A 22,278-nucleotide genomic window follows, 5' to 3' on the forward strand; every position below is an offset into this window, starting at 1 on the left:
CAAATGCCGACGCATCCAGACGCGCCGCGGATCAGCATAGGAAATCGGCGGCCACGCGCTGGTCCCGCAAGGGGCGGACGATCTGGATGGATTGCTCATAAAGCGGATGCGCCTTGAACGCCGCCAGCGCGGCCTCATCGGGGAACTCGCCATAGACGATCAGGTCGACGCGGGGGCCGGGGATCGGGTCGGTGTTCAGGTTGCGTCCGACCTCGAAATGCGAGGAATACGGGATGCCCGCCAGCAGCATCAGCCCATCGCGGGCGCGCTCGGTGTCCTCGGGGCGTTTGACCGAGAAAAAGACCACGTGGCGGATCATTTGCGGGCGGCTTTTTCCGCGATGCCCGAGGTGCCTTGTCGGCGCGCCAGCTCCGCCATCACGTCCGACAGGGCTACGCCACGCGATTGCAGCATGACCAGCAGGTGGAACAGTACGTCAGCCGCTTCGGAGGTGAGGCGGGCCTTGTCGTTCTTCACCGCTTCGATGATGGCCTCGACGGCCTCTTCACCGAATTTTTCGGCGCATTTTTCCGGGCCTTTGGCCAGCAGTTTGGCTGTCCAGCTGCTTTCGGGGTCGGCTTTGGCGCGTTCGGCGATGACCGCCGCCAGATCGTCGAGTGTCATTCGATCCTCATCGGGATGCCCGCGGCAGCCATGTGTTCCTTGGCTTCGCGGATGGTGTAAATGCCGAAGTGAAAGATCGAGGCGGCCAGAACGGCGCTGGCGCCGCCTTCGGTCACGCCTTCGACCAGGTGATCTAGGTTGCCCACGCCGCCCGAGGCGATGACGGGGATGTCGACCGCGTCGCTGATCGCGCGGGTCAGCGGCAGGTTGAAGCCCGCGCGGGTGCCGTCGCGGTCCATCGAGGTCAGCAGGATTTCCCCGGCGCCCTTGGCGGCGACGGTGCGGGCGAATTCCACGGCGTCGATGCCGGTGGATTTGCGGCCGCCATGGGTGAAAATCTCCCACTTGCCGGGCGAGACGGTTTTCGCGTCGATCGCCACGACGATGCACTGGCTGCCGAACTGGTCGGCGGCCTCGGCCACCACGTCCGGGTTGGCCACGGCGGCCGAGTTGAACGACACTTTGTCGGCCCCCGCCAGCAGCAGGTTGCGCACGTCCTGCGCGGTGCGGACGCCGCCGCCTACGGTCAGGGGGACGTAGCATTGCTCGGCCGTGCGGCTGACCACGTCGAACATGGTGCCGCGGTTTTCATGGGTGGCGTGGATGTCGAGAAAGCAGATCTCGTCCGCGCCAGCGGCGTCATAGGCCTTTGCGGATTCGACGGGGTCGCCGGCGTCGATCAGGTCGACGAAGTTCACGCCCTTCACCACGCGGCCGTCAGCCACGTCCAGGCAGGGGATGATGCGGGTTTTCAGCATGGTGGGGCCTTCTGCGATGGTGCCGCCTCTATGCCAAGAAAGCCGGGCGGCGTCCATGCCCGATCAGGGGGTTTGGCGCGGCTTCGGGGCCAGCCATTCGATCACGAAGGCTAGGATCGCCAGGGGCAGGCCCGCGAGGATGTAGATTTTGGCCAGGGCCAGGATTGCGGGCTGTGCCGTGTTGAACAGGTTGGTGAGGGACGCGCCGCCGGTGCAGTTCGCGTAGCTGTCGTAGATCGTGCCGTCGCAGGCCAGCATCGGAAGGATGGTCAGGGTGGCGCAGACCACTGCGGCCAAGCCGCCCCAGCGCAGCAATCCGCGTGCCAAAGGAGCGCGCATATTCGGTGCGTGCAGCACGGCGACGATGGCGGGCATGCCGAAGAAAAAGGCCAGCAGGATGTCGTTCAGCATGGACGCCTCCGGTTTGCGCAGGGGCAGTATGGGCGGCAGTGGGTCAAAGTCAAACCCGGTTGCGCCTCGCAGGCAGGAAGGGCCGGGGGGGCAGCCCCCCGGACCCCCCGGGATATTTGGAAAAAGAAGAAGATCAGGCCTTGAGCAGGTCCAGCGCCTGTTTCAGGTCGATCGCGCCATCGTAGAGCGCGCGGCCCGAGATGGCGCCGTTGAGCGGGGCGCCGCAGGACTTCAGGGCGTGCAGGTCATCGAGCGAGGAGACGCCACCCGAGGCGATCACCGGGATTGACACGGCGTTGGCCAGTGCGGCGGTTTCGGCCACGTTCGGGCCTTGCATTGCGCCGTCGCGGTTGATGTCGGTGTAGATGATGGCCGCGACGCCGGCGTCCTCGAATGACTTGGCCAGGTCGGTGGCGGTGACGTTGGTTTCCTCGGCCCAGCCCTTGGTGGCGACCATGCCGTTACGGGCGTCGATCCCTACGGCGACATGGCCGGGGAAGGCGCGGCAGGCTTCGCGCACCAGATCGGGGTTTTCCACGGCGACGGTGCCCAGGATGACGCGCTGCAGCCCCTTCGATAGCCAGCGTTCAATCGTGGCCATGTCGCGGATGCCGCCGCCCAGCTGTGCGGGCACCTTGGTCTGGGCCAGGATTTCCTCGACCGGTTTGGCGTTGACCGGCTCGCCCGCGAAGGCGCCGTTCAGGTCGACCAGGTGCAGCCATTCGCAGCCCGCCTTGACGAACTCCATCGCCTGCGCGGCGGGGTTTTCGTTGAAGACCGTGGCCTTGCCCATGTCGCCCTTGTACAGGCGCACGGCGTTGCCATCCTTCAGGTCGATCGCGGGGTAGAGGATCATCGGTCGGGCCTTTCCGTATCTGTGCTCGCCGCCCTTTTGCATGATGGGCGGGGAATTGCAACTTTCGCCCTGTTTCCCTCAGGTCGGACTTGAACGGAATCGCCTGCCCGGCGCAGGATCGTTCCAAACACTGGGAGGATTCCAATGAAAATTCTTGCTCTGGCCGCTGTGGCCGCACTCTCCATGGCCTCTGTCGCGATGGCCGACCCGGTCAAGGGCGTCTGGAAGACACAGGTCGATGACGGCGCCTATGCCTATGTCAACATCGCGCCCTGCGGGGCCAAGATTTGCGGTGTGATCAGCCGCACCTTCAACTCGGGCGGGGAATACAAGTCGCCCAATATCGGCAAACAGCTGGTCTGGGATATGGAGCCGTCGGGCGGCAAGGCCTATCGCAACGGCAAGATCTGGCAGCCGTCGACCGACAAGATCTACAGCTCCAAGATGGACCTGGACGGCGACACGCTGTTCGTAAAGGGCTGTATCGGCCCGTTCTGCAAAAAGCAGACCTGGAACCGCGTCAAGTAACGCGCGCCTGATCTCAAAGCCTCGGGGCGCATCAGCACCCCGGGGCCCGAATCGCGCGCCGCGCTTTCCTTCTTCTTTTTCCAAATATCCCGGGGGAGTCGCCCGCAGGGCGGCGGGGGCAGCGCCCCCAACCCGTTATGGCTTCCAGCGCAGGAAGTTGGCGATCAGGTGCAACCCGGTCTTCTGGCTTTTCTCGGGGTGGAACTGCATCCCCAGCAGGTTGTCGCGCCCGACCATCGCCGTGATGTCGCCCGCGTAATCCACATGCGCCAGCCGGTGCGCCGGATCGGCCACCCGGAAATGGTACGAGTGCACGAAATAAGCGTGCTGGCCGCTTTCGATCCCGTCGAATACCGGGTGCGCGTGGTCGATCACCAGATCGTTCCAGCCCATATGCGGCACCTTCAGATGCGCGTCCGCCGGGGTGATCTTGGCCACTTCGCCGCCGATCCAGTCGAAACCGGGGGTCTCCTGGTACTCCAACCCGCGCGAGGCCATCATCTGCATGCCGATGCAGATGCCCAGGAACGGGTTGCCCTGACGGATCACCACCTCTTCCATCGCCTCGTACACGCCGCGATGGTCGAACAGCGCCTCGCGGCAGGCCGGGAATGCCCCGTCGCCGGGCAGCACGATACGGTCCGCGCGGCGGATCGCCTCGGGGTCCGAGGTCACGATGACCTCGCCCGCGCCGACCTCGCCCGCCATGCGCTGGAACGCTTTCTCGGCCGAGTGCAGGTTGCCCGATTCATAATCGACAATAACAGTGGTCATCTTGCCTGTTCCTGTTTGCTCCGGCGCCGCCGGATTACAGCGCGCCCTTGGTCGAGGGGATCGCATCCGCCTTGCGCGGGTCGGTTTCGACCGCCTCGCGCAGCGCACGTGCCACGGCCTTGAAGGCCGCCTCGGCGACGTGGTGGGCGTTGAAGCCGTGCAGCTGATCGACGTGCAGGGTGATGCCGCCGTGGGTGCTCAGCGCCTGGAAAAACTCGCGCACCAGCTCGGTGTCGAAGGTACCGATCTTGGGCGCCTTGAACTCGACATTCCACACCAGGTAGGGCCGGCCCGACAGGTCCAGCGCGCACCGCACCTGCGCATCGTCCATCGGCAGGTGGCATTCGCCGTAGCGCCGGATGCCCTTCTTGTCGCCCAGGGCCTGCGCCAGCGCCTGACCCAGCGCGATGCCGGTATCTTCGACCGTGTGGTGGTCGTCGATGTGGTAATCGCCCTTCGCCCGGATCTCGAAATCGATCAGCGAGTGCCGCGCCAACTGGTCCAGCATGTGATCGAAAAAGCCCACGCCGGTCTGGTTGTCATAGGTCCCGGTGCCGTCCAGGTTCACCTTCACCGTGATCTCGGTCTCTGCCGTCTTGCGGCTGATCAAAGCTGTGCGCATGTCGCTCTCCGATAGGGTTCGCGCGCCTTATAGGCCGCGCCCGCGTCATTGTCCAAGCCTGATGCGCCTTGCGCGCCCCGACCGCCTGTGACAGCTTGGCCGCAACCAAGGAATACGAGGCCCCCCATGACCACCTGCGTTTTCGTCCAGATCCGTTGCAAACCCGGCACCACCTATCGCGTGGCCGAGGACATCACCCTGCGCGAAATCCATTCCGAGCTGTATTCGACCTCGGGCGATTACGATCTGCTGATGAAACTCTACATCCCCAGCGATCAGGACGTGGGCAAGTTCATCAACGACCATCTGCTGGATATTCCGGGGATTGAACGCTCGCTGACCACGCTGACCTTCAAGGCGTTCTGATCCAATCGGAGGCCAATATGGCCAGCCCCGCCGACCCGTCCCGCAGCCTGTGGCGCAAATTGCCGCCGGGGATCTGGGCGCTGGGTCTGGTGTCCATGCTGATGGACATCTCCTCGGAAATGATCCACGCGCTGCTGCCGGTCTATCTGACGGTCGGGCTGGGGGCGTCCACCCTTGCCGTCGGCGTGATCGAGGGCATCGCCGAGGCCACTGCCGCCATCACCAAGGTGTTCTCGGGCGCGCTGTCCGACCGGCTGGGACAGCGTAAACGGCTGGCCGCACTTGGCTACGGTCTGGCTGCGCTGACCAAACCCGTCTTCCCGCTGGCCCCCACGATTGGCTGGCTGGTCGGCGCGCGGTTTATCGACCGCGTGGGCAAGGGCATCCGCGGCGCCCCCCGTGACGCGCTGATCGCCGACATCACCCCGCCGGACATGCGCGGCGCCGCCTTCGGCTTGCGCCAGTCGCTGGACACGTTCGGTGCCTTCCTCGGCCCGCTGCTGGCCATCGCGCTGATGTGGCTGTTTGCCGACAATTTCCGCCATGTGTTCTGGGTCGCCACCATCCCCGCCTTTGCCGCTTTGGCGCTGATCCTGTTCGCCGTGCACGAGCCCGTGCAGCCCGCCCGCCGCGCCGTCCGCAACCCGCTCAGCCGGGCCGAGCTGGCGCAGCTGGGCGCGCTCTACTGGGGCCTGGTCGCCACCGCTGCCCTGATGTCGCTGGCCCGCTTCAGCGAGGCATTCCTGATCCTGCGCGCCCAAAGCGGCGGCCTGCCGGTGATGTGGGTGCCGCTGGTGCTTGTGGCGATGAACTTGGTCTACGCGCTCAGCGCCTACCCGATGGGGGTGCTGTCAGACCGGCTCAGCCGTGCCGCGATTCTGGGCGCGGGCATGGCCCTGCTGATCGCCGCCGACCTGGCGCTGGCGCTGATCCCCGGCCTGGCCGGGGCCGGGCTGGGCGTCGCGCTGTGGGGGCTGCACATGGGCTTCACGCAGGGGCTGCTGTCGGCCATCGTCGCCGATGCCGTCCCGGCCGAGTTGCGCGGCACTGCCTTTGGCATGATGAACCTGATCACCGGCCTGGCCCTGCTGGCCGCCAGCGTCATCGCTGGCGCGCTCTGGCAATATATCGGCCCGCAAGGCACCTTTCTGGCCGGCGCAGGCTTTGCCGCGCTGACCGTGCTTGCCCTGCTGCCGTTGTCGCGCCGCCTTCCGAAACGCTAGAACGCCTCGTCCTTGACCGATTGCATCGACACATGGGTCGAAGTCGAACCCACGTAGGGCAGGGTCGAGATCACCTCGCCCAGCACCCGCCGATAGCTTTGGATATCCCGTGTGCGGATTTTCAGCAGGTAGTCGAACGAGCCCGCGATCATGTGGCATTGCTCGATTTCCGGCACCTGCAAGACCGCCTTGTTGAAGGCCGACAGCGCCTTTTCGGTGGTGTCGGTCAGCTTGACCTCGGCAAAGGCGACATGTTCCAACCCCAGTTTCGCGGCGTTCAGGATGGCGCGGAAGCCCTGGATATAGCCCTCGTCCTGCAGCCGTTTCAGGCGCACCTGGCACGGGCTTTTGGACAGGCCGACCTTTTTGGCAAGCTCGGTCACGGCGATGCGGCCGTCGCCCGAAAGCACCTCGAGGATGCGCAGATCGATACGGTCCAGATCGTCGTTCAGGTCGGGGTGATGCATGTCATGGTCCTGCATGTTTCGGAATCTTCGGGCGGATTGCCTGCATTCGGCATCTCTACAGGAAATCTGACTGTCGCGCATCTGGTATTATGACCCCATCAACAACCGAGCGCGACATGACTGACATGACCCCGATCCGCACCACCGCCCTGACCGATCTGCGCACCCAGATGCGCGAGGCCCACCACCTGCCCGAAACCGCCCTGCTAGAGGCGCTGCGCCGTGCCCACGCGCCGGACGAGGCGCTGCGCGACGCCGGTTTTGCCCGCGCGGTCGATCTGGTGAAACGAATCCGCTCGGCTCGCAATCCGGGCCTGATGGAGGTGTTCCTGTCCGAATACGGCCTGTCCACCAAGGAAGGCATCGCGCTGATGTGTCTGGCCGAGGCGCTGCTGCGCGTGCCTGACCGCGCCACCATCGATGAGTTGATCGAGGACAAGATCGCGCCGTCGGAATGGGGCACCCATTTGGGGCGCTCGTCCTCCTCGCTGGTGAACGCGTCCACCTGGGCGTTGATGCTGACCGGTAAGGTGTTGAAAGAAGACGAAACTCCGGGTCTGGCCGCCACGCTGCACGGCGCGATCAAACGGGTGGGCGAGCCTGTCATCCGCACCGCCGTCGCCCGCGCCATGAAAGAGCTGGGCGCGCAATTCGTGCTGGGGCAGGACATTGACGAGGCGATCAAACGTGGCGCCCCGCGCGCGCGTCAGGGCTTCACCTTTTCCTACGACATGCTGGGCGAGGCCGCGCTGACCGCCCGTGACGCCGTCAAGTACCACGCCGCCTATCTGGCCGCGATCCGCCGTCTGGCCGCCGAGGCGCGCTCGGACGACATTCGCGACAACCCCGGCATCTCGATCAAGCTGTCGGCCCTGCATCCGCGCTATGAGGTCGGCCAGCACGCCCGCGTCATGAGCGAGTTGACCGCCGCCACGCTGGCGCTGGCGCTGGCCGCCAAAGAGGCCGGGATGGGCCTGAACATCGACGCCGAGGAGGCCGACCGCCTGGACCTGTCGCTGGACGTGATCGAATCCGTTCTGGCCGATCCCCGCCTGGCCGGTTGGGACGGCTTCGGCGTGGTCGTGCAGGCCTACGGCAAGCGCGCACCATACGCCATCGACTGGCTTTACGCCTTGGCCGCCCGTCTGGACCGCAAAATCATGGTCCGTCTGGTCAAAGGCGCCTATTGGGACACCGAGATCAAGCGCGCTCAGGTGCAGGGTCTGGACGGCTTTCCGGTCTACACCCGCAAGCAGGCGACCGACGTGGCCTATCTGTGCTGCGCCACGAAACTGCTGGGCATGACCGACCGCATCTACCCGCAATTCGCCACGCACAACGCCCATACCGTCGCCACGATCCTCGAACTCTCGGACGGTCAACCCTTTGAATTCCAACGTCTTCATGGGATGGGAGAAGCGCTGCACGACATCGTGCACGCCGATCAGGGCACCCGCTGCCGGATCTATGCACCCGTCGGCGCGCATCGCGATCTGCTGGCCTACCTGGTGCGTCGCCTGCTGGAAAACGGCGCGAACTCGTCCTTCGTGAACCAGATCGTGGACACGGATGTGCCCCCCGCCGTGGTCGTCGCCGACCCGTTCGAGGCGCTGGATGCCGTCACCCATACGGCACCGAAGGGCGTGGTTCCTCCGGCCGCTCTGTACGCGCCGGAACGGGGCAATGCGCAGGGCTGGGATCTGCATGATCTGACAGACCTCGCCGCGATCGAGGCCGCGCGCACCCCCTTCCAGACCGCGCAATGGCAGGCCGCGCCGCTGACCGTGACGCCCGCAACCGATGGCCCGGTACGGGTCGTGGTCAACCCCGCCGCTCCCGCCGACACCGTCGGCCAGATCACCGAGGCGACGCCCGATCACGCCGCCCGCGCGTTGCAGGACGCCACCGTATGGAGCGCGCCCGTGACCGAACGTGCCGCGATCCTGAACGCCGCTGCCGACCTCTACGAGGCGCATTTCGGAGAGCTGTTCGCCCTGCTGGCCCGCGAGGCCGGCAAGACCCCGAATGACGCCATTGCCGAGCTGCGCGAAGCGGTTGATTTCCTGCGCTATTACGCGGCCCAGGCCCATCATCTGACCAACCAGGCGCGCGGCGTGTTCACCTGCATTTCGCCCTGGAACTTCCCTCTGGCGATCTTCACCGGCCAGATCGCGGCGGCGCTTGCCTCGGGCAATGGCGTGCTGGCCAAGCCTGCGGAATCCACCAGTCTGATCGCTCATCGCGCCACCCAGCTGCTGCACGAAGCCGGAGTTCCCTTTGCGGCTCTGCAGCTGTTGCCGGGGCAGGGCGGGGCTCTTGGCCCCGTCCTGACTGGCAGCCCGCAGGTCAATGGCGTCTGTTTCACCGGCTCGACCGCCACGGCGCAGCGCATCCAGCGCACGATGGCGACGGGCACGCCGGCCGATGCGGTGCTGATCGCGGAAACCGGCGGGCTGAACGCCATGATCGTCGATTCCACCGCGCTGCCCGAACAGGCCGTGCGCGACATCGTGGCCTCGGCCTTCCAGTCGGCGGGGCAGCGGTGCTCGGCCTTGCGGTGTCTCTATGTGCAAGAGGATATCGCCGACAGCCTGCTGACCATGCTGTACGGCGCGATGGATCAGCTGGTTCTGGGCGATCCGTGGCATCACACCACCGATGTCGGCCCCGTCATCGATGCCCGCGCGCAGGCCGATTTCGCTGCCTACATTGCGCAGGCTCGCGAACGTGGCGCCGTGCTGAAAGAGTTGACCGCCCCTGACACCGGCCACTTCATCGCGCCGACCGTGATCCGCGTCTCTGGCATCGCCGAGATGGAGCGGGAAATCTTCGGCCCGGTCCTGCATGTCGCCACCTTCAAGGCGCACCAGATCGACGCCGTGGTGGATGCCGTCAACGCCACCGGCTACGGGCTGACCTTTGGCCTGCACACCCGCATCGACAGCCGAGTCGAGCAGGTCTCCAGCCGTATCCGCGTCGGCAACCTTTACGTCAACCGCAACCAGATCGGCGCTATCGTCGGCTCGCAACCCTTTGGTGGAGAAGGGCTTTCTGGCACCGGCCCCAAGGCGGGCGGCCCGGCCTACCTGCCGCGCTTCACCCGGTCGCCGCGCATCGCGCATCCCTTCGTGCCCGGCAAGGCGGTCAAGGTGGCGCAGGTTCAGGCCGCGCTGGAAACGCTGGCCAAGCAACCGACCGAACGTCTTTCGGCCACCGATCTGCCCGGCCCGACCGGCGAATCGAATCGCCTGACGGTCAGCGGTCGCGGCACCGTTCTGTGCCTTGGCCCCACCGCCGAGGACGCGATCGAGCAGGTCCGCATCGCCCGCGACAACGGCTGTCCCGCTCTGGCCATCGCGCCGGGCGTGCCGCCGGCGCTGGGGTTGGACGGGGTGCTGCCGCGCGGCGCGCTGGAGCATCTGGAGCATATCGCCCTGGTCGCCCTCTGGGCCGATGACGAGGATCTGGCCGCCACCCGGCGCGCGCTGTCCCTGCGCGACGGCGCTCTGGTGGGGCTGTCCTCGGGGGCAGGACTGGCGCAACGCTGCCGGTTGGAGCGGCACATCTGCATCGACACCACAGCCGCCGGTGGCAACGCACAACTTCTGGCCGCAACCGCCTGATTCTTGGGCGCGTTTGTCCGTCTGACGGACCAATCCCTGACGCGGCCGCAAATTCCATGCGGCCGCGTACCGTAATCCCACGGGGTTTGTACCCACTTTCCGGTATGCGGAATCGCATTTTGCACGAAAGGGTTGGCATCACCAAATTCCCGTACTAGCTTTTCCCCTGTCAGCGGTGGGTACATACCGCAAACTGGGAGGACATAATGAAGAACCTGATGACCAAAGCCGCCGTCGCGGCTCTGGCCTTTGGCTTTGCGACCGAAGCCATGGCCACCGAGTGGAACGTCTCTGTCTGGGGCAAGCGCCGCGCCTTCACCGAGCATATCGAGAAGCTGAACGAGCTGATCACCGCCAAGACCAACGGCGGCTTTACCCTGAACATCTCTTACGGCGGCCTGTCGAACGCCAAGGAAAACCTGGACGGCATCTCGATCGGCGCGTTTGAAATGGCGCAGATCTGCGCGGGCTACCACGCCGACAAGAACCCGACCCTGACCGTGCTGGAACTGCCGTTCATCGGCGTGAACAACCTGGCCGAAGAGGTCGCGGTCTCGAACGCGGTCTACAAGCACCCCGCTGCCGTCAAGGATCTGGAGCGCTGGAACGCGATGCTGCTGATGCCGTCGCCCATGCCCCAGTACAACCTGGTCGGTATCGGCGAGCCGCGCGACACGCTGGAAAAGATGAACGGCATGCGCGTCCGCGCCACTGGCGGCATCGGCCAGGCGTTCAAGACGGTTGGCGCCGTGCCGACCTCGGTGACCGCAACCGAAGCCTACAACGCGATGGAAAGCGGCGTGGTCGACTCGGTGGCCTTCGCGCAGCACGCGCACCTGGCGTACCGGACCGTCGACATCGGCACCTGGTGGTCCTCGAACCTGAACCCCGGCACCGTGAACTGCCCGGTGGTGATGAACAAGGACGCCTACGAGGCCCTGTCGGATGCCGAGCGTGACGCGCTGAACAGCTCGATCGATGAATCGATCGCGCATTACATCGCCGTCTACGGCGAGGTCTACAAGAAGTGGGACACCGTTCTGGCTGAAAAGGGCGTGACCACCGTGACCTACGCGCCCGAAGAGATCGCCAAGTTCAAAGCCGCCGCTGCTGACCCGATCCGCGACGAGTGGATCGCCAAGATGGACGGTCAGGGCATCCCCGGCCAAGAGCTGTATGACACCGTCATGTCGGCTCTGGAAGCTGCGCGCAAGTAAGCGACAGATCTGGCCGCCCGCAGGGTTTCTGCGGGCGGCCCCGTCCCTGGGTGGGGACCAATCAACATAAAAGGGGGGTAGCACATGGCTGGTTCGGCTGCTGTGCTCGAGGACGGCTCAACGCTTAGCCGTCTGGACGTCGGGTTACACCGTATTGAAAAGATTCTTGCGCTGATCAGCGGCCTTGCCGTGTTCGCGCTGATGGTGCTGGCGGTGATCTCAGTCGGCGGGCGCAACGCGTTCAACGCGCCGCTGCCCGGCTACGTGGACTGGATCGAGCAAGCCATGCCGCTGATCGCCTTCCTCGGCATCGCCTATACCCAGCGCGATGGCGGCCATATCCGCATGGACATCCTGGTCGGCAAACTGCAGGGCCGCGCGCTCTGGCTGGCCGAGCTGGTGACCGCGGTCTTCACGCTGATCCTGATGCTGCTTCTGGTCTGGGGCACATGGGAACATTTCGCCCGCAGCTTTGATTTCGGCTCGCCACTCTGGAGCCGCGACAGCACCATCGACATCGGCCTGCCGCTGTGGCCCTCGAAACTGCTGGCGCCGGTGGCGTTTGCGATCCTCAGCGTGCGGATGCTGCTGCAGATCTGGGGCTATGCCCGCGCCGTAGCACTGGGCCTCAGCGAACCCGTCGCCGTGCCGCTGGTCATGTCCGCCGCCGCCCAGGCCGCGGAAGAGGCCGAGCACGTCAGCAGCCTGGATAAGGGAGACAACTGATGGAACCGATTGAAATCGGCCTGTGGGTCTCGGGGTTCATGCTAGTTGCCGTCCTGCTGGGGATGCGCGTGGCCTTTGCCGCCGGCACTGCCGGTCTGGTCGGCCTGACCTGGATTTTCTGGAACAAGTTCGGCTATGACCCGTCGCGTTTCCTCAAGGCGGTCACGATCGCCGTGAAAACCGCGGGGCAGGTGCCCCATGCCAAGGTCAGCTCGCAGGCGCTGTCGCTGATCCCGACCTTCATCCTGATCGGCTATCTGGCCTATTACGCGGGCCTGACCAAGGCCCTGTTCGAGGCCGCCAAACGCTGGGTCGCCTGGCTGCCCGGTGGTCTGGCCGTGGCGACGATCTTTGCCACGGCGGGGTTTGCCGCCGTGTCCGGCGCCTCGGTGGCGACGGCGGCGGTGTTCGCCCGTATCGCCATCCCCGAGATGCTGAAAATCGGCTATGACAAGCGGTTCGCGGCTGGTGTCGTGGCGGCTGGCGGCACGCTGGCCTCGATGATCCCGCCCTCGGCCATCCTGGTGATCTACGCGATCATCGTCGAACAGGACGTGGGCAAGCTGCTGCTGGCGGGCTTCGTGCCGGGGATGTTCTCGGCCGTTGTTTACGCGATCCTGATCATGGGTCTGGCGCTGGTCATCCCCAGCTTCGGCCCGCGCGTCACCGGCTTCACGTGGAAGCAACGCTTCATGGCGATCCCGCCGGCGTTCCCGATCTTCTTCGTGGTCTTCATCATCATCGTCTTCATCTACAACCCGTTCGGCGGCGATGCCTGGGGCACCCCGACCGAGGGCGGCGCGCTGGGGGCCTTCGTGGTGTTCCTGATGGCGGTCTATCGCGGCATGCGCTGGACCGAGTTCAAGGACGCCCTGCTGGAAACCGCCAAGCTGAGCGCGATGATCTTCACCATCATCTGGGGCGTGCTGATCTATGTCCGCTTCCTGGGCTTTGCCGACCTGCCGCACGCATTCTCCAATTGGATTACCGGGCTGGAGCAGTCGCCGATGCTGACGCTGATCTACATCCTGCTGGCCTATGCGGTGCTGGGGATGTTCATGGACGCGATCGGGATGCTGCTGCTGACCCTGCCGGTGGTTTACCCCGCCGTCATGGCCCTGAACGGGGGCGAGTTCGTCAGCGCCGCCGACAGCGCCTTTGGCATGTCCGGTCCGATGTGCGCGATCTGGTTCGGCATCCTCGTGGTGAAAATGGCCGAGTTCTGCCTGATCACCCCGCCCATCGGCCTGAACTGCTTTGTCGTGGCGGGCGTGCGCCCGGACCTGAGCGTGCAGGACGTGTTCCGCGGTGTGACGCCGTTCTTCGTGGCGGATGCGGTGACGATCGGCTTGCTGATCGCCTTCCCGTGGATCGTGCTCTGGCTGCCATCCATGGCCTGATGAACCAAACGAAAACGCCCCCGCAAGGGGGCGTTTTTTTTTTGTGTCCTCACCGCGCCTGAACGCGCGTCTCGTGTCACACCGTGACCAGGTGATTGTCCCAGGCCAGCGCGTCGCGCCGCAGCAGTGTCACCTCGGGGTCCGCAAACCGCGTGATCCGCCCCGTGCCTGCCGTCGCCAGAAACCCGCCGGGCACTGCGTTCAGCCCGCAGACATCGGGCTCGTCCACATGCCACAGGAACGCGCCTGTCTGCGCGTCGAACACCTGCACCATGCCCCCGCGCGGCGACGAGATCGCCACCTGCGAACCGTCCCCCGAAAACGCGATCGACCCCGCATAGCCCTTCATCGCGGCGTGCAGCTCCTCGTCGGCCTGGCCCAGGATCGGGGCCATGCCCTGACCCGGCTGGTACAGGCCCAGCAGCGGCGGGTTGTCCGTCGGGTTGCCTTGCCATTGCATCGCGAACCCGACCAGCCCGTCAGGCCGCACCGCCATGTGCCGGATCGAGTTCAGGCGCAGGTCGATGTCCAACTCGGTCACTTCCAGCAGCGCGCCGCTCAGGTCCACCAGCGCCAGGTTCGCGCGCATCGTCGCCAGGTTCAGCGTGGCGCGGCCCGCGTCCGGGTGGGTCTCGATCCCGCCATTGGCCACGACGAACAGGTCGCTGCCCGGCAGGCGCAGCATGTCATGCGGCCCGACCCCGCCCGAGGCAAACTCGCCCACACGCTTGTATCCCTGCCGCCGGTCCCAGACGCCGATCACGCCGCGCCCGGCGTCAAAGTCGTTCTCGGGGGTCAGCAGCAGCGTCCCGTCCGACGAAAACACCCCGTGCCCCACGAAATGCCGCCCCGCCGGGCTGGTCAGTTCCGCCTTGCGCTGGCCGGTGGCGACGTCGATCACCTCGGCAAAGGTGCCGGGACGGCGCGCCAGGGCGACGATCTCGGCCTTTTCGGGATGCGCCGCTGCGCCGTGCCCGCGTCCCGGCATCGGGACGGAAAACAACGTCTCGCCCGCCTCGCTGAGGCCGCAAATCAGGTAGGTCTCGCCCTTCTTGGCCGCTGCCAGGAATTTGGGCGCGCCCAGATCGGCCCAGCTGGCCTGTCCGGCCAACCCGCTGGCCAGCAACCCGGCCAGAAACCCGCGTCGAGTGGTCATGTCAATCTCCGTCAAGGGCGTTGAAGCCAGCGGCCACGCCCAGTTTGTTGCCGATATTGGCCAGTTGTTGTTCGCGGATCAGCTTGACCGTCTGTTGCAGGATCTCGATCTTCAGGCGTTTCTGCGGGTCCTCGACCCCGGCAAAGATCGGATCGTCCAGCGCCTCGGCCTGGCTGATCGCGGTGTCAAAGGCCTGGCTGACATCATCCTGCAGCGCCTGATCGCCTTCGGACAGGATCACCGCCAGCTGTTTCAGCGCCTGCAGCGACAGCACCACATGACGCTGCGAGCGCCCGGAAAGACGCGCCTCGGCGCGGCCGGGGCGGGGCTTGTCAAAGCTGCCCAGCGGCCGGTTCAGCCGCGCGTCCGAGGTGAACTCCAGCCCCGTCGCCAGCGCCTTGTACAGCTCTTGCGTCACCTCGGCCGGGGTCTGGTAGGGGCTATAGGTGCTGCCCGGCGTCATCATCAGCGCGGCATAGCTGTCGCGCCAGTCCCGCGCGATCCCGGCGGTTTTCGCAGCAATGTCGGCACTCAGCGCGCGGGTCAGCGCGCAGGCATAGCCCGCATCGCCCTGAAAGGCCGGGTCGAACAGCACGTATTCCATCGCGTAAAACCCGCGCGCCGCGACCGAGACCGACTCCATCCCGTCGGGCGAGGTGATGATCGGGTCGCGCTCGGCGATCAGCCGTTTCAGCGTCTTGGGCGTGGTGCCGCGGCTGTCGGGCCAATAGGCCAGCGCAAAGGCGCGGTTCTCGGTCTCGGTCGGGCCAAAGCGCAGGTGGCTGACCTTGATCCAGTCGTCGAACGCGGCGTTCCACGCGGTGCGCAGCGGCTGTGACGTCGGCGCGCAATCCGTCGCCGCCGCATCCGACATCCGCGCAGACGCGGCCGCCAGCGCCGCAAACCCCGGCAAAATCTGCTGGTGAACGGCCTTTTCAGCCTCGGACGAGGCCTGCTCGGCCCATCCCGCAAAGGGCAGGGTAATCAGGACGGCGGTCAGCAACGGTTTCAACATCTACAGACTTTCCAGATAGGCAAGCAGGGCATCCCTGTCGCGGATTGACAGCATGACGAACCGGTCGCGGGCATTCTGCCCCTCGCCGCCATGCCAGTGGATCGCCTCGGACAGCGAGCGCGCCCGCCCGTCATGCAGGAAGAACGCCCCGCCCGAGACCTGTGTTGTCCTCCCAATACCCCATAGGGGCGGGGTGCGCCACTCACGACCTGTTGCGCGATGCTCGGGGCGGTGGTCGGCCAGACCGTCGCCCATGTCGTGCAGCAGGAAATCCGAATGCGGCCGGATCGCGCCAATCGGGCCGGGCAGCTGCCATTCGACACGGTGACAGGCGGCACATCCGATCTGCGCGAACAGATCGCGCCCCTCGGCGGTGGCGGCCGGATCAGGCCGCGCGGGCAGGGTCAGCCCGGCGACATAGGCGGTGGTCAGCGCCAGCGCCTCTGCGTCGATCTCGGTGCCGCGCACGTCGCCATCGCCATGCGGTGCGGCTCGGCAGGCGGCTTGCGCCTCGGTGCAATCGCCCCAACCCTCGGGCAGCAGTGGGCTGGAAACCCCGATATCGTGCGAAAACGCATCCGCAACCTGCGCTGGCAGAGAGGCCATCCCCGCCTTCCACCCGAACCGGCCCAGTTGCGGACCAGCCTCGGTCGGCACCAGATTGATGCGCCCGGAAATCCCGTCGCCATCGGCATCCTCGGGGTCGGCCCCGGCGCGGATGTTCGCCTCGGGGATCGTGGCGATCAGGCCCATCCCCATGACCGGCGGGGCCAAGCGCGGGCTGATCATCGTTTCAGCCGACAGCGCGACACCGGGATCATACTCCGGCACCCGCAGTTCCACCCCATCGGACGCTCGCGCCTCATAGCGCACGCTGGGCGCGGCTTCGGGCGTCAGACCCGACACCGCGTCGGTCTGCAACTGCGCGCCATAGGTGGGGTCGGGCAGGGTGGCCAGATAGCCCTCGATCCCCGTCTGCGCCTCAGCCGGCACCGACAGACGCAGCACCAGCCCCATCGTCAGCGGCCCATCTCCGACGGGGGCCAGGGCGCGGCCATTGCCCGGATGGCACAGCGCGCAGGACCGCGCGTTGTACAGCGGCCCCAGCCCGTCCGACGCCTTGGTCGAGGACGGAGACGCCACCCACAGCTTGTCGAACATCGCCTTGCCCAGCACGAACTCCATCCGCGCGGCGGCATCCATGCCCGTCCGCGGCTGGCTGAACACCTCGCCCACCGGCACCGCGCGGCGCAACGTCGCCGCCCCAGCCGGGGCCGTCTCATCCGCCGCAGCAGGCCCGAACGCCAGACTGGCCGCGCAAAGCACGGCCAATCCAACGGGGCGCATCGTGTCCGTCCGGCGCGTCATTGCGCTTACTCGGCCACCTTGCCGGGGGCGTCCAGACTGTCCGAGCCCTCGATCTCCAGCTGGTCCAGGCCCAGGGCTGCGACGACGCGTTCAATGGATTTGGTCTGGTCGACCAGCCCGTTCACGCCCGCCATGATCAGCGCCTCGCCGCGCGCATCGCCCCGGCCCAGCATCTGATCATAGGCGAATCCGGCATCTGCGGCGGCCTTCATCTCGCCCAGGGCGGCGACGGTCGTGTCCAGCTTGCCCACCAGCTCGGCGTTCAGCGTGGCATCGGTGGCAGCGACCAGATCGGCCAGCGACGGCCCGCTGACAACCGAGCCATCGACCCGCGTATACGCCCCGACATAGACATTCCGAATGCCCACGCCGTCATAGAAATGGCTGTTGTGGGTGTTGTCCGAGAAGCAATCCTGCTCTTCTTCGGGGTCGTTCAGCAGCAGGCCCAGACGCATCCGTTCGCCCGCCAGCTCGCCGTAGGACAGGCTGCCCATCCCGGTCAGGATCGTGGACAGGCCGCCCTCGGTCGCGGCCGCACGCGCGGCGCCACCGGGTTGCCATTGCGCCACCATCCAGGCCAGATCGCTGACCAGCAGGTCCGTCGCCGCCACCAGATAGGCCGCGCGCCGGTCGCAATTGCCGTTGGTACAGGCCTCGCCGGAGGCATAATCCGTCCACGGACGCGCGCCCGCGCCCGGGCCGGTGCCGTTCAGATCCTGCCCCCAAAGCATGAACTCGATCGCGTGATAGCCGGTGGCGACGTTGGTTTCGATCCCGTCCGCCTCTTGCAGGGCGGTTTCCAGCAGGGCCGGGGTGATCTGCGTTGCATCCACCTGCGCACCACCCAGCTGGAACACCGGGTTGGCCACGACGTTCAGCGCCGCATATTCGTTCTCATCCGTGGGGCCGACATAGGTGCCCTCGTCGACATAGTCGATCAGCCCCTCGTCCAGCGGCCATGCGTTCACCTTGCCTTCCCAGTCGTCGACGATGGCATTGCCGAACCGGAACACCTCGGACTGCTGATAGGGCACGCGCGCGGCCTTCCACGCCAGACGGGCGTTTTCCAGCGCCGCGTCCGAGGGGGCCGCGACCAGCGCAGCCACCGCCTGTTGCAGCGCCTGCGCGGTGGTCAGGCTGTCCTCGAACGTGGCCTGCGCGATATCGGCATAGGTGGTCAGTACGGCGCCAGTATCGGCCTGCGCGCCGCCAAAGCTCAGCATTACGGCGGCAGGCGCCAGCAAACTGCGTTTCATCTTTGTGTCCCTTGGTCTGTTATTTGGTGGTTATTTCGTCAGGATCAGCTTGCCCGCGCGGGTGATGCGCAGGCTGTAGACCTGATCGCCCAGCACGATGCGCGCCTGTGTGCCGCCGCGCGTCAGATCCTGCGCGTGATGCACAGGGAAGCCCTCGCCCAGCGGGCCGGGCACTTCGGTGGCGCCGTCGCGGGTCAGTCGCATGTCGGTCATTGGCCTGCCTCCGGGGTTTCGATCCGGTCCAGGATCCAGTCCAGCCAGATACCTCCGGTCAGTCCTGCCTCGCTCATCATGCTGCGAAGGGTCAGTTGGTCATCGGCCGGTCCGCTGGTCAGCGGGGCATGTCCGGCCCTTTGGGTGCGCGCGTTTCTCATCTCGGGCATTCCTGTGTGATCGGTTGGATCGGGCTGGCCGCACGCGCGGTTGGCTGGACATGGGATTTAACTGACCAAAATAGTCAGAATAGTCAACCCGAGTCTTTTGCTAAGTTAAATATTTCCCAACGTCACCCCGCGCCCTGCCTGAATTTCCGGCATCTGGCGCAGGGGCGGGGGCTGCGCTATGCATCTGTCATGAAACACACGCTGACCAGCCTGACCGACCTGACCGCGCTGCCCTTTGACGAAATCATCGACGTGCGCGCCCCCGCCGAATACGCCGAGGATCACGTCCCCGGCGCCATCTCTCTGCCCGTTCTGTCGGATGAAGAGCGCGCAACCGTCGGCACCATCTACGTGCAGCAGGATCCCTTTCTGGCGCGCAAGGTCGGCGCGGCGCTGGTCGCGCGCAATGCCGCCGCGCATCTTCAGGGGCCGCTGGCGGATCGGCCCTATCGCTGGCGTCCGCTGGTCTATTGCTGGCGCGGCGGGCAGCGCTCTGGTTCTTTCGCGTCGATCCTGGCGCAGATCGGCTGGCGCGTAGGGCTGATCGACGGGGGCTACAAATCCTTCCGCCGTCTGGTCGTGCAGGCGATGTACGAAACCCCGGTCGCGCCCCGCGTCATCCTGATCGACGGCGGCACCGGCACTGCCAAGACCCGCCTGCTGACGCATCTGGCGCAGCAAGGCCAGCAGGTGCTGGACCTCGAAGGTATCGCGCAGCATCGCGGTTCCTTGCTGGGCGGGATGCCGGGCGGGCAGCCCTCGCAAAAGACCTTCGAATCCCGCGTGGCGATGGCGCTGGCCGCGATGGACCCGACCCGCCCGGTGTTCATTGAGGCGGAAAGCAACAAGATCGGCACCCGCATCGTGCCGCCGACCCTGTGGCAGGCGATGCTGCGCGCCGATCATGTCCGCGTGCAGGCCCCGCTCGACGTGCGCGCCCGCTACCTCGTGCGTACCTATTCCGAGGTGATCGAGGATGCCGAGGGTCTGGACGAGAAGCTCGCCGTTCTGGCGCGGTTCCACGGGCATGATCAGTCCGACGCCTGGCGCGCGATGGCCCGCGCTGGTCAGTTGGAGCAGCTCGCCGCCGAGCTGGTCGAAAAGCATTACGATCCGACCTACCGCCGCTCCTCTCGCCGCGTGACCGCCCCGCTGGCCGAGGTCGATCTGCCGGGTCTGGACGATGCCGCCCTTGGGGATGCGGCCGCCCGCATCGTCACCGTCGCAGGCGACGTACAATAACTGCCGAGAATCTTACAATTTCGCCGGTTAACCCTTGGTGACCCCCGCGCCCCGTCACACGCAACGCAGGATCGGCGGGCCGTCGATGATCCGGCCAATGATGGCGGCGGGCAGGCCAAGCTCTTGAAGTTGCGACAGAATTTCGTCGGCCTTCTCGGATGGCACGGCGGCCAGCAATCCGCCCGCGGTCTGCGGATCATGCAGCAATTTCGCTTTCGATCCCGCCGCATTTTCGACCGGAGAGTGCATCAGGTTCGAGTCGTAAATCGTTGATTTTACGCCAACTTCTGACATCTCAACGGCGCCCTCGTAGACCGGGATTTGGTCCAGCACCAACTCGGCCCCTACGTCCGAGCTGCGGCAAATCGCCTGCAAGTGACCGGCCAGTCCGAACCCCGTCACATCCGTCATTGCATTGGAATCCTTGAGGATTTCCGCCGCTCTGTCCTGCGGTTGCGCCATCGCGGCCAGCATTTTTGCGACGTGTCGCCCGTTCGCCTTGCCCTGCATCTCCGCCGCCAGCAAAACTCCCGTCCCAATCGCCCGCGTCAGGATCAACACATCCCCAACCCGCGCCCCTGCGTGGGTGATCGGCCGATCTGCCAGTCCCGTGATCGTGAATCCTATAGTCATTTCAGTGCCTTGGGTCGAATGCCCCCCGACGATCTCGGCCCCGGTCTGGGCAAAGACCTGGCTGGCCGCGCCCATGATTTCGGCCATTGTCCGCGCCTGCAGCGACTGCGACATGCGCGGCAGGATCACCGTTGCCAGCACCGCCTGAGGCTGCGCCCCCATCGACCAGATATCCCCCAGCGCATGCACGGCTGTAATCTGCGCCATCAGCGCCGGATCTTCGGTAAAGGATTTGAGGTGATCGGTCGTAATAACCTGAAAATGCTCACCTATTTTCAGAACGGCGGCGTCGTCCCCACGCCCGGTCACCACGTCGGCGCGCTGCGATTGCGGCAAGGTTTCAAGCGCGCCGGACAGCGTTCCGGCCCCGACTTTCGAGCCGCATCCCCCGCAAATCGGTTGCCCGTCGCCCAGTTCCTGCGCGACGCCGAGCGTGAGAACGGGGGGCAGGTCCGCATGAGGCATTTGCGGTAAGTTATTGAACATATTCATGAATTTCTGGTCGATGCGATTTTTCAGCCGCCACAGCCAGGGGCCTTGCCAGATGCGTCCCCATTTCTCGGCCAGGGCGGATTTTTGCCCGAGCGAGATCAGCTTCAGATAGTCCTTTTGCGGGTGGAACGCGCGCAACGGAAGGCCGACCAGTTTTGCGCGCAAATTGTCGAAGAGCACTGGCGCTGCGCGAACGGCATAGACCCCGGCCTTCGGGCGCGGGGCATGGGTCAGGTGGGCGCAATCCCCGGCGGCAAAAAGTGTATCGTATCCAGATACTTGCAGGGACTTGTTCACATTGACGAAGCCCTCGGTCAGGGTCAGGCCTGTCCGTTCCAACCAGGATTGCGGCAACGCGCCGGCGACGCCGATCGTCAATCCGGCGGGGATGATGTCGCCGGTGGAGAGGCGCGGTCCCTCTTGGGTGATTTCGGAAATAGTTGCATTATTGCGTATGGTTACGCCGCAAACTTCAAGTGCTTTACGTAGCTGCGACCGCGGTTTCGGATCGGCTGAGAGGATCTCTGCATTCGCTTCCAGCAGCGTGACGTCCGCTTTGCCCGTCGCCTTGATCAAGGCATGGGCCATGGCCATCGCCAGTTCGACGCCAGCGACGCCGCCGCCGATGACGGCGACCGGTTCCGCGTGGCCGGTCTGGCGGGCGGCCTCCAGATAATCGGCCCAGGTTTCAGCATAGATATCAAGGGGTTTGGCCCCAATCGCGTGCTCGGCAAAGCCGGGGATTTGCGGCAGTTCCGAGGTGATCCCGATGTCGAGCGATGCGACGTCATAGGCAATCACGCGCCCGTCCTGAAGGGTCACTGTCCGTGCCTCGGGGTCCAGGCCGACCGCGCGGCCCAGGATCACGCGGGCACCGGCAAAACGGGCCAGGCGGATCAGGTCGATTTCAAGCTCATCGCGTGTGTAATGGCCTGCGATATGGCCCGGCAGCATCCCCGAATAAGGAGCAGTGGGCGCCGGGTTGATGACCGTGACACGGGTGCCGGGCAGCGGGCGCATGCCCCATTTCAGCAGCACTAGTGCGTGGGTATGGCCGCCTCCGATCAGGACGAGGTCACGGGTCAGCGGGATTTGCGTCTGCATGGCGGGGCCTTCGGATTTATTCAGTCCCCGGAAT

The 22,278-nt window shown here is 65.8% G+C and carries 23 protein-coding genes; 8 read left to right on the forward strand and 15 right to left on the reverse strand.

From position 1 onward, the window contains the following. Nucleotides 1-31: 31 nt before the first annotated feature. The 5 genes from E7681_RS14405 to hisA all read right to left on the reverse strand — a co-directional run bounded on the left by E7681_RS14405 (nucleotide 32) and on the right by hisA (nucleotide 2,649). Nucleotides 32-319 carry a Dabb family protein gene (locus tag E7681_RS14405; RefSeq protein ID WP_136340015.1) on the reverse strand — a complete coding sequence of 96 codons (288 nt, stop codon included), beginning with the start codon at nucleotides 317-319 and terminating at the stop codon, nucleotides 32-34. Beyond that, nucleotides 316-624 carry a phosphoribosyl-ATP diphosphatase gene (locus E7681_RS14410; RefSeq protein ID WP_136340016.1) on the reverse strand — a complete coding sequence of 103 codons (309 nt, stop codon included), beginning with the start codon at nucleotides 622-624 and terminating at the stop codon, nucleotides 316-318. The genes E7681_RS14405 and E7681_RS14410 overlap by 4 nt, the downstream gene beginning before the upstream one ends. Continuing rightward, nucleotides 621-1,382 carry an imidazole glycerol phosphate synthase subunit HisF gene (hisF, locus tag E7681_RS14415; RefSeq protein ID WP_136340017.1) on the reverse strand — a complete coding sequence of 254 codons (762 nt, stop codon included), beginning with the start codon at nucleotides 1,380-1,382 and terminating at the stop codon, nucleotides 621-623. Before hisF ends, E7681_RS14410 begins: the two co-directional genes overlap by 4 nt. A 63-nt stretch (nucleotides 1,383-1,445) precedes the next feature. Continuing rightward, entirely contained in the window at nucleotides 1,446-1,793 is a 348-nt protein-coding gene (locus E7681_RS14420; RefSeq protein ID WP_136340018.1) for a hypothetical protein, read from the reverse strand. Nucleotides 1,794-1,926: 133 nt separating this feature from the next. Continuing rightward, the gene (gene hisA, locus E7681_RS14425; protein WP_136340019.1) at nucleotides 1,927-2,649 is read right to left on the reverse strand and encodes a 1-(5-phosphoribosyl)-5-[(5-phosphoribosylamino)methylideneamino]imidazole-4-carboxamide isomerase; all 723 of its coding nucleotides are present in this window, start codon (nucleotides 2,647-2,649) and stop codon (nucleotides 1,927-1,929) included. Between the two features lie 144 nt (nucleotides 2,650-2,793). Here hisA and E7681_RS14430 point away from each other — a divergent pair, with 144 nt between their 5' ends. Then, nucleotides 2,794-3,177: a DUF2147 domain-containing protein gene (locus E7681_RS14430; RefSeq protein ID WP_136340020.1), complete on the forward strand. Its 384-nt coding sequence runs from the start codon at nucleotides 2,794-2,796 to the stop codon at nucleotides 3,175-3,177. 135 nt (nucleotides 3,178-3,312) lie between these two features. Here the strand turns inward: E7681_RS14430 and hisH are convergent, their stop codons facing one another. Together hisH and hisB are read right to left on the reverse strand one after the other, a co-directional pair. Beyond that, nucleotides 3,313-3,951 (reverse strand): imidazole glycerol phosphate synthase subunit HisH, encoded by a 639-nt coding sequence (gene hisH, locus E7681_RS14435; protein WP_136340021.1) that lies wholly within the window; start codon nucleotides 3,949-3,951, stop codon nucleotides 3,313-3,315. Nucleotides 3,952-3,985: 34 nt separating this feature from the next. After that, nucleotides 3,986-4,573, reverse strand: coding sequence for an imidazoleglycerol-phosphate dehydratase HisB (hisB, locus tag E7681_RS14440; protein WP_136340022.1), 588 nt, complete (start codon nucleotides 4,571-4,573; stop codon nucleotides 3,986-3,988). A gap of 126 nt (nucleotides 4,574-4,699) precedes the next feature. Between hisB and E7681_RS14445 the strand changes: the two genes are divergently transcribed. After that, nucleotides 4,700-4,939 carry an Lrp/AsnC ligand binding domain-containing protein gene (locus E7681_RS14445; protein ID WP_136340023.1) on the forward strand — a complete coding sequence of 80 codons (240 nt, stop codon included), beginning with the start codon at nucleotides 4,700-4,702 and terminating at the stop codon, nucleotides 4,937-4,939. 17 nt (nucleotides 4,940-4,956) lie between these two features. Further along, nucleotides 4,957-6,162, forward strand: a complete 1,206-nt coding sequence (locus E7681_RS14450) for an MFS transporter (RefSeq protein ID WP_136340024.1) — start codon at nucleotides 4,957-4,959, stop codon at nucleotides 6,160-6,162. Here E7681_RS14450 and E7681_RS14455 read toward each other — a convergent pair. Beyond that, nucleotides 6,159-6,644: an Lrp/AsnC family transcriptional regulator gene (locus E7681_RS14455; protein ID WP_246032495.1), complete on the reverse strand. Its 486-nt coding sequence runs from the start codon at nucleotides 6,642-6,644 to the stop codon at nucleotides 6,159-6,161. The genes E7681_RS14450 and E7681_RS14455 overlap by 4 nt on opposite strands. A gap of 101 nt (nucleotides 6,645-6,745) precedes the next feature. Here E7681_RS14455 and putA point away from each other — a divergent pair, with 101 nt between their 5' ends. From putA to E7681_RS14475, 4 genes are all read left to right on the forward strand, one after another. Further along, a complete protein-coding gene (putA, locus tag E7681_RS14460; RefSeq protein ID WP_246032496.1) occupies nucleotides 6,746-10,252 on the forward strand; it encodes a bifunctional proline dehydrogenase/L-glutamate gamma-semialdehyde dehydrogenase PutA in 3,507 nt (1,168 codons plus the stop codon). A gap of 206 nt (nucleotides 10,253-10,458) precedes the next feature. After that, nucleotides 10,459-11,469 carry a C4-dicarboxylate TRAP transporter substrate-binding protein gene (locus tag E7681_RS14465; RefSeq protein ID WP_136340025.1) on the forward strand — a complete coding sequence of 337 codons (1,011 nt, stop codon included), beginning with the start codon at nucleotides 10,459-10,461 and terminating at the stop codon, nucleotides 11,467-11,469. 84 nt (nucleotides 11,470-11,553) lie between these two features. Continuing rightward, a complete protein-coding gene (locus E7681_RS14470) occupies nucleotides 11,554-12,195 on the forward strand; it encodes a TRAP transporter small permease subunit (protein ID WP_136340026.1) in 642 nt (213 codons plus the stop codon). Next, on the forward strand, nucleotides 12,195-13,595 hold the full coding sequence (locus E7681_RS14475) for a TRAP transporter large permease (protein ID WP_136340027.1): 1,401 nt from the start codon (nucleotides 12,195-12,197) through the stop codon (nucleotides 13,593-13,595). The genes E7681_RS14470 and E7681_RS14475 overlap by 1 nt, the downstream gene beginning before the upstream one ends. Nucleotides 13,596-13,671: 76 nt before the next feature. On the opposite strand, the gene E7681_RS14480 is transcribed toward E7681_RS14475, so the two are convergent. The 6 genes from E7681_RS14480 to E7681_RS18875 are packed head-to-tail and all read right to left on the reverse strand — an operon-like array spanning nucleotide 13,672 to nucleotide 18,764. Continuing rightward, nucleotides 13,672-14,751 carry a DUF1513 domain-containing protein gene (locus E7681_RS14480; RefSeq protein WP_136340028.1) on the reverse strand — a complete coding sequence of 360 codons (1,080 nt, stop codon included), beginning with the start codon at nucleotides 14,749-14,751 and terminating at the stop codon, nucleotides 13,672-13,674. A 1-nt stretch (nucleotide 14,752) separates the two neighbouring features. Next, nucleotides 14,753-15,766 carry an imelysin family protein gene (locus E7681_RS14485; RefSeq protein WP_136340029.1) on the reverse strand — a complete coding sequence of 338 codons (1,014 nt, stop codon included), beginning with the start codon at nucleotides 15,764-15,766 and terminating at the stop codon, nucleotides 14,753-14,755. Then, nucleotides 15,767-17,134 (reverse strand): di-heme oxidoreductase family protein, encoded by a 1,368-nt coding sequence (locus E7681_RS14490; protein ID WP_246032497.1) that lies wholly within the window; start codon nucleotides 17,132-17,134, stop codon nucleotides 15,767-15,769. Between the two features lie 5 nt (nucleotides 17,135-17,139). Beyond that, nucleotides 17,140-18,390 (reverse strand): imelysin family protein, encoded by a 1,251-nt coding sequence (locus E7681_RS14495; protein WP_136340030.1) that lies wholly within the window; start codon nucleotides 18,388-18,390, stop codon nucleotides 17,140-17,142. A gap of 30 nt (nucleotides 18,391-18,420) precedes the next feature. Beyond that, nucleotides 18,421-18,603 carry a hemin uptake protein HemP gene (gene hemP / locus E7681_RS14500; protein ID WP_136340031.1) on the reverse strand — a complete coding sequence of 61 codons (183 nt, stop codon included), beginning with the start codon at nucleotides 18,601-18,603 and terminating at the stop codon, nucleotides 18,421-18,423. Beyond that, nucleotides 18,600-18,764 (reverse strand): hypothetical protein, encoded by a 165-nt coding sequence (locus E7681_RS18875; RefSeq protein WP_168733224.1) that lies wholly within the window; start codon nucleotides 18,762-18,764, stop codon nucleotides 18,600-18,602. Before E7681_RS18875 ends, hemP begins: the two co-directional genes overlap by 4 nt. 198 nt (nucleotides 18,765-18,962) lie before the next feature. On the opposite strand from E7681_RS18875, the gene mnmH reads away from it, so the two are divergent. Next, nucleotides 18,963-20,015 (forward strand): tRNA 2-selenouridine(34) synthase MnmH, encoded by a 1,053-nt coding sequence (gene mnmH, locus E7681_RS14505; protein ID WP_136340032.1) that lies wholly within the window; start codon nucleotides 18,963-18,965, stop codon nucleotides 20,013-20,015. Between the two features lie 54 nt (nucleotides 20,016-20,069). Here the strand turns inward: mnmH and selD are convergent, their stop codons facing one another. Next, nucleotides 20,070-22,244 carry a selenide, water dikinase SelD gene (gene selD / locus E7681_RS14510; RefSeq protein ID WP_136340033.1) on the reverse strand — a complete coding sequence of 725 codons (2,175 nt, stop codon included), beginning with the start codon at nucleotides 22,242-22,244 and terminating at the stop codon, nucleotides 20,070-20,072. Nucleotides 22,245-22,278 lie beyond the last annotated feature (34 nt).

It is taken from the genome of Thalassobius vesicularis, from assembly GCF_004799325.1.
Taxonomy (GTDB): domain Bacteria; phylum Pseudomonadota; class Alphaproteobacteria; order Rhodobacterales; family Rhodobacteraceae; genus Thalassobius; species Thalassobius vesicularis.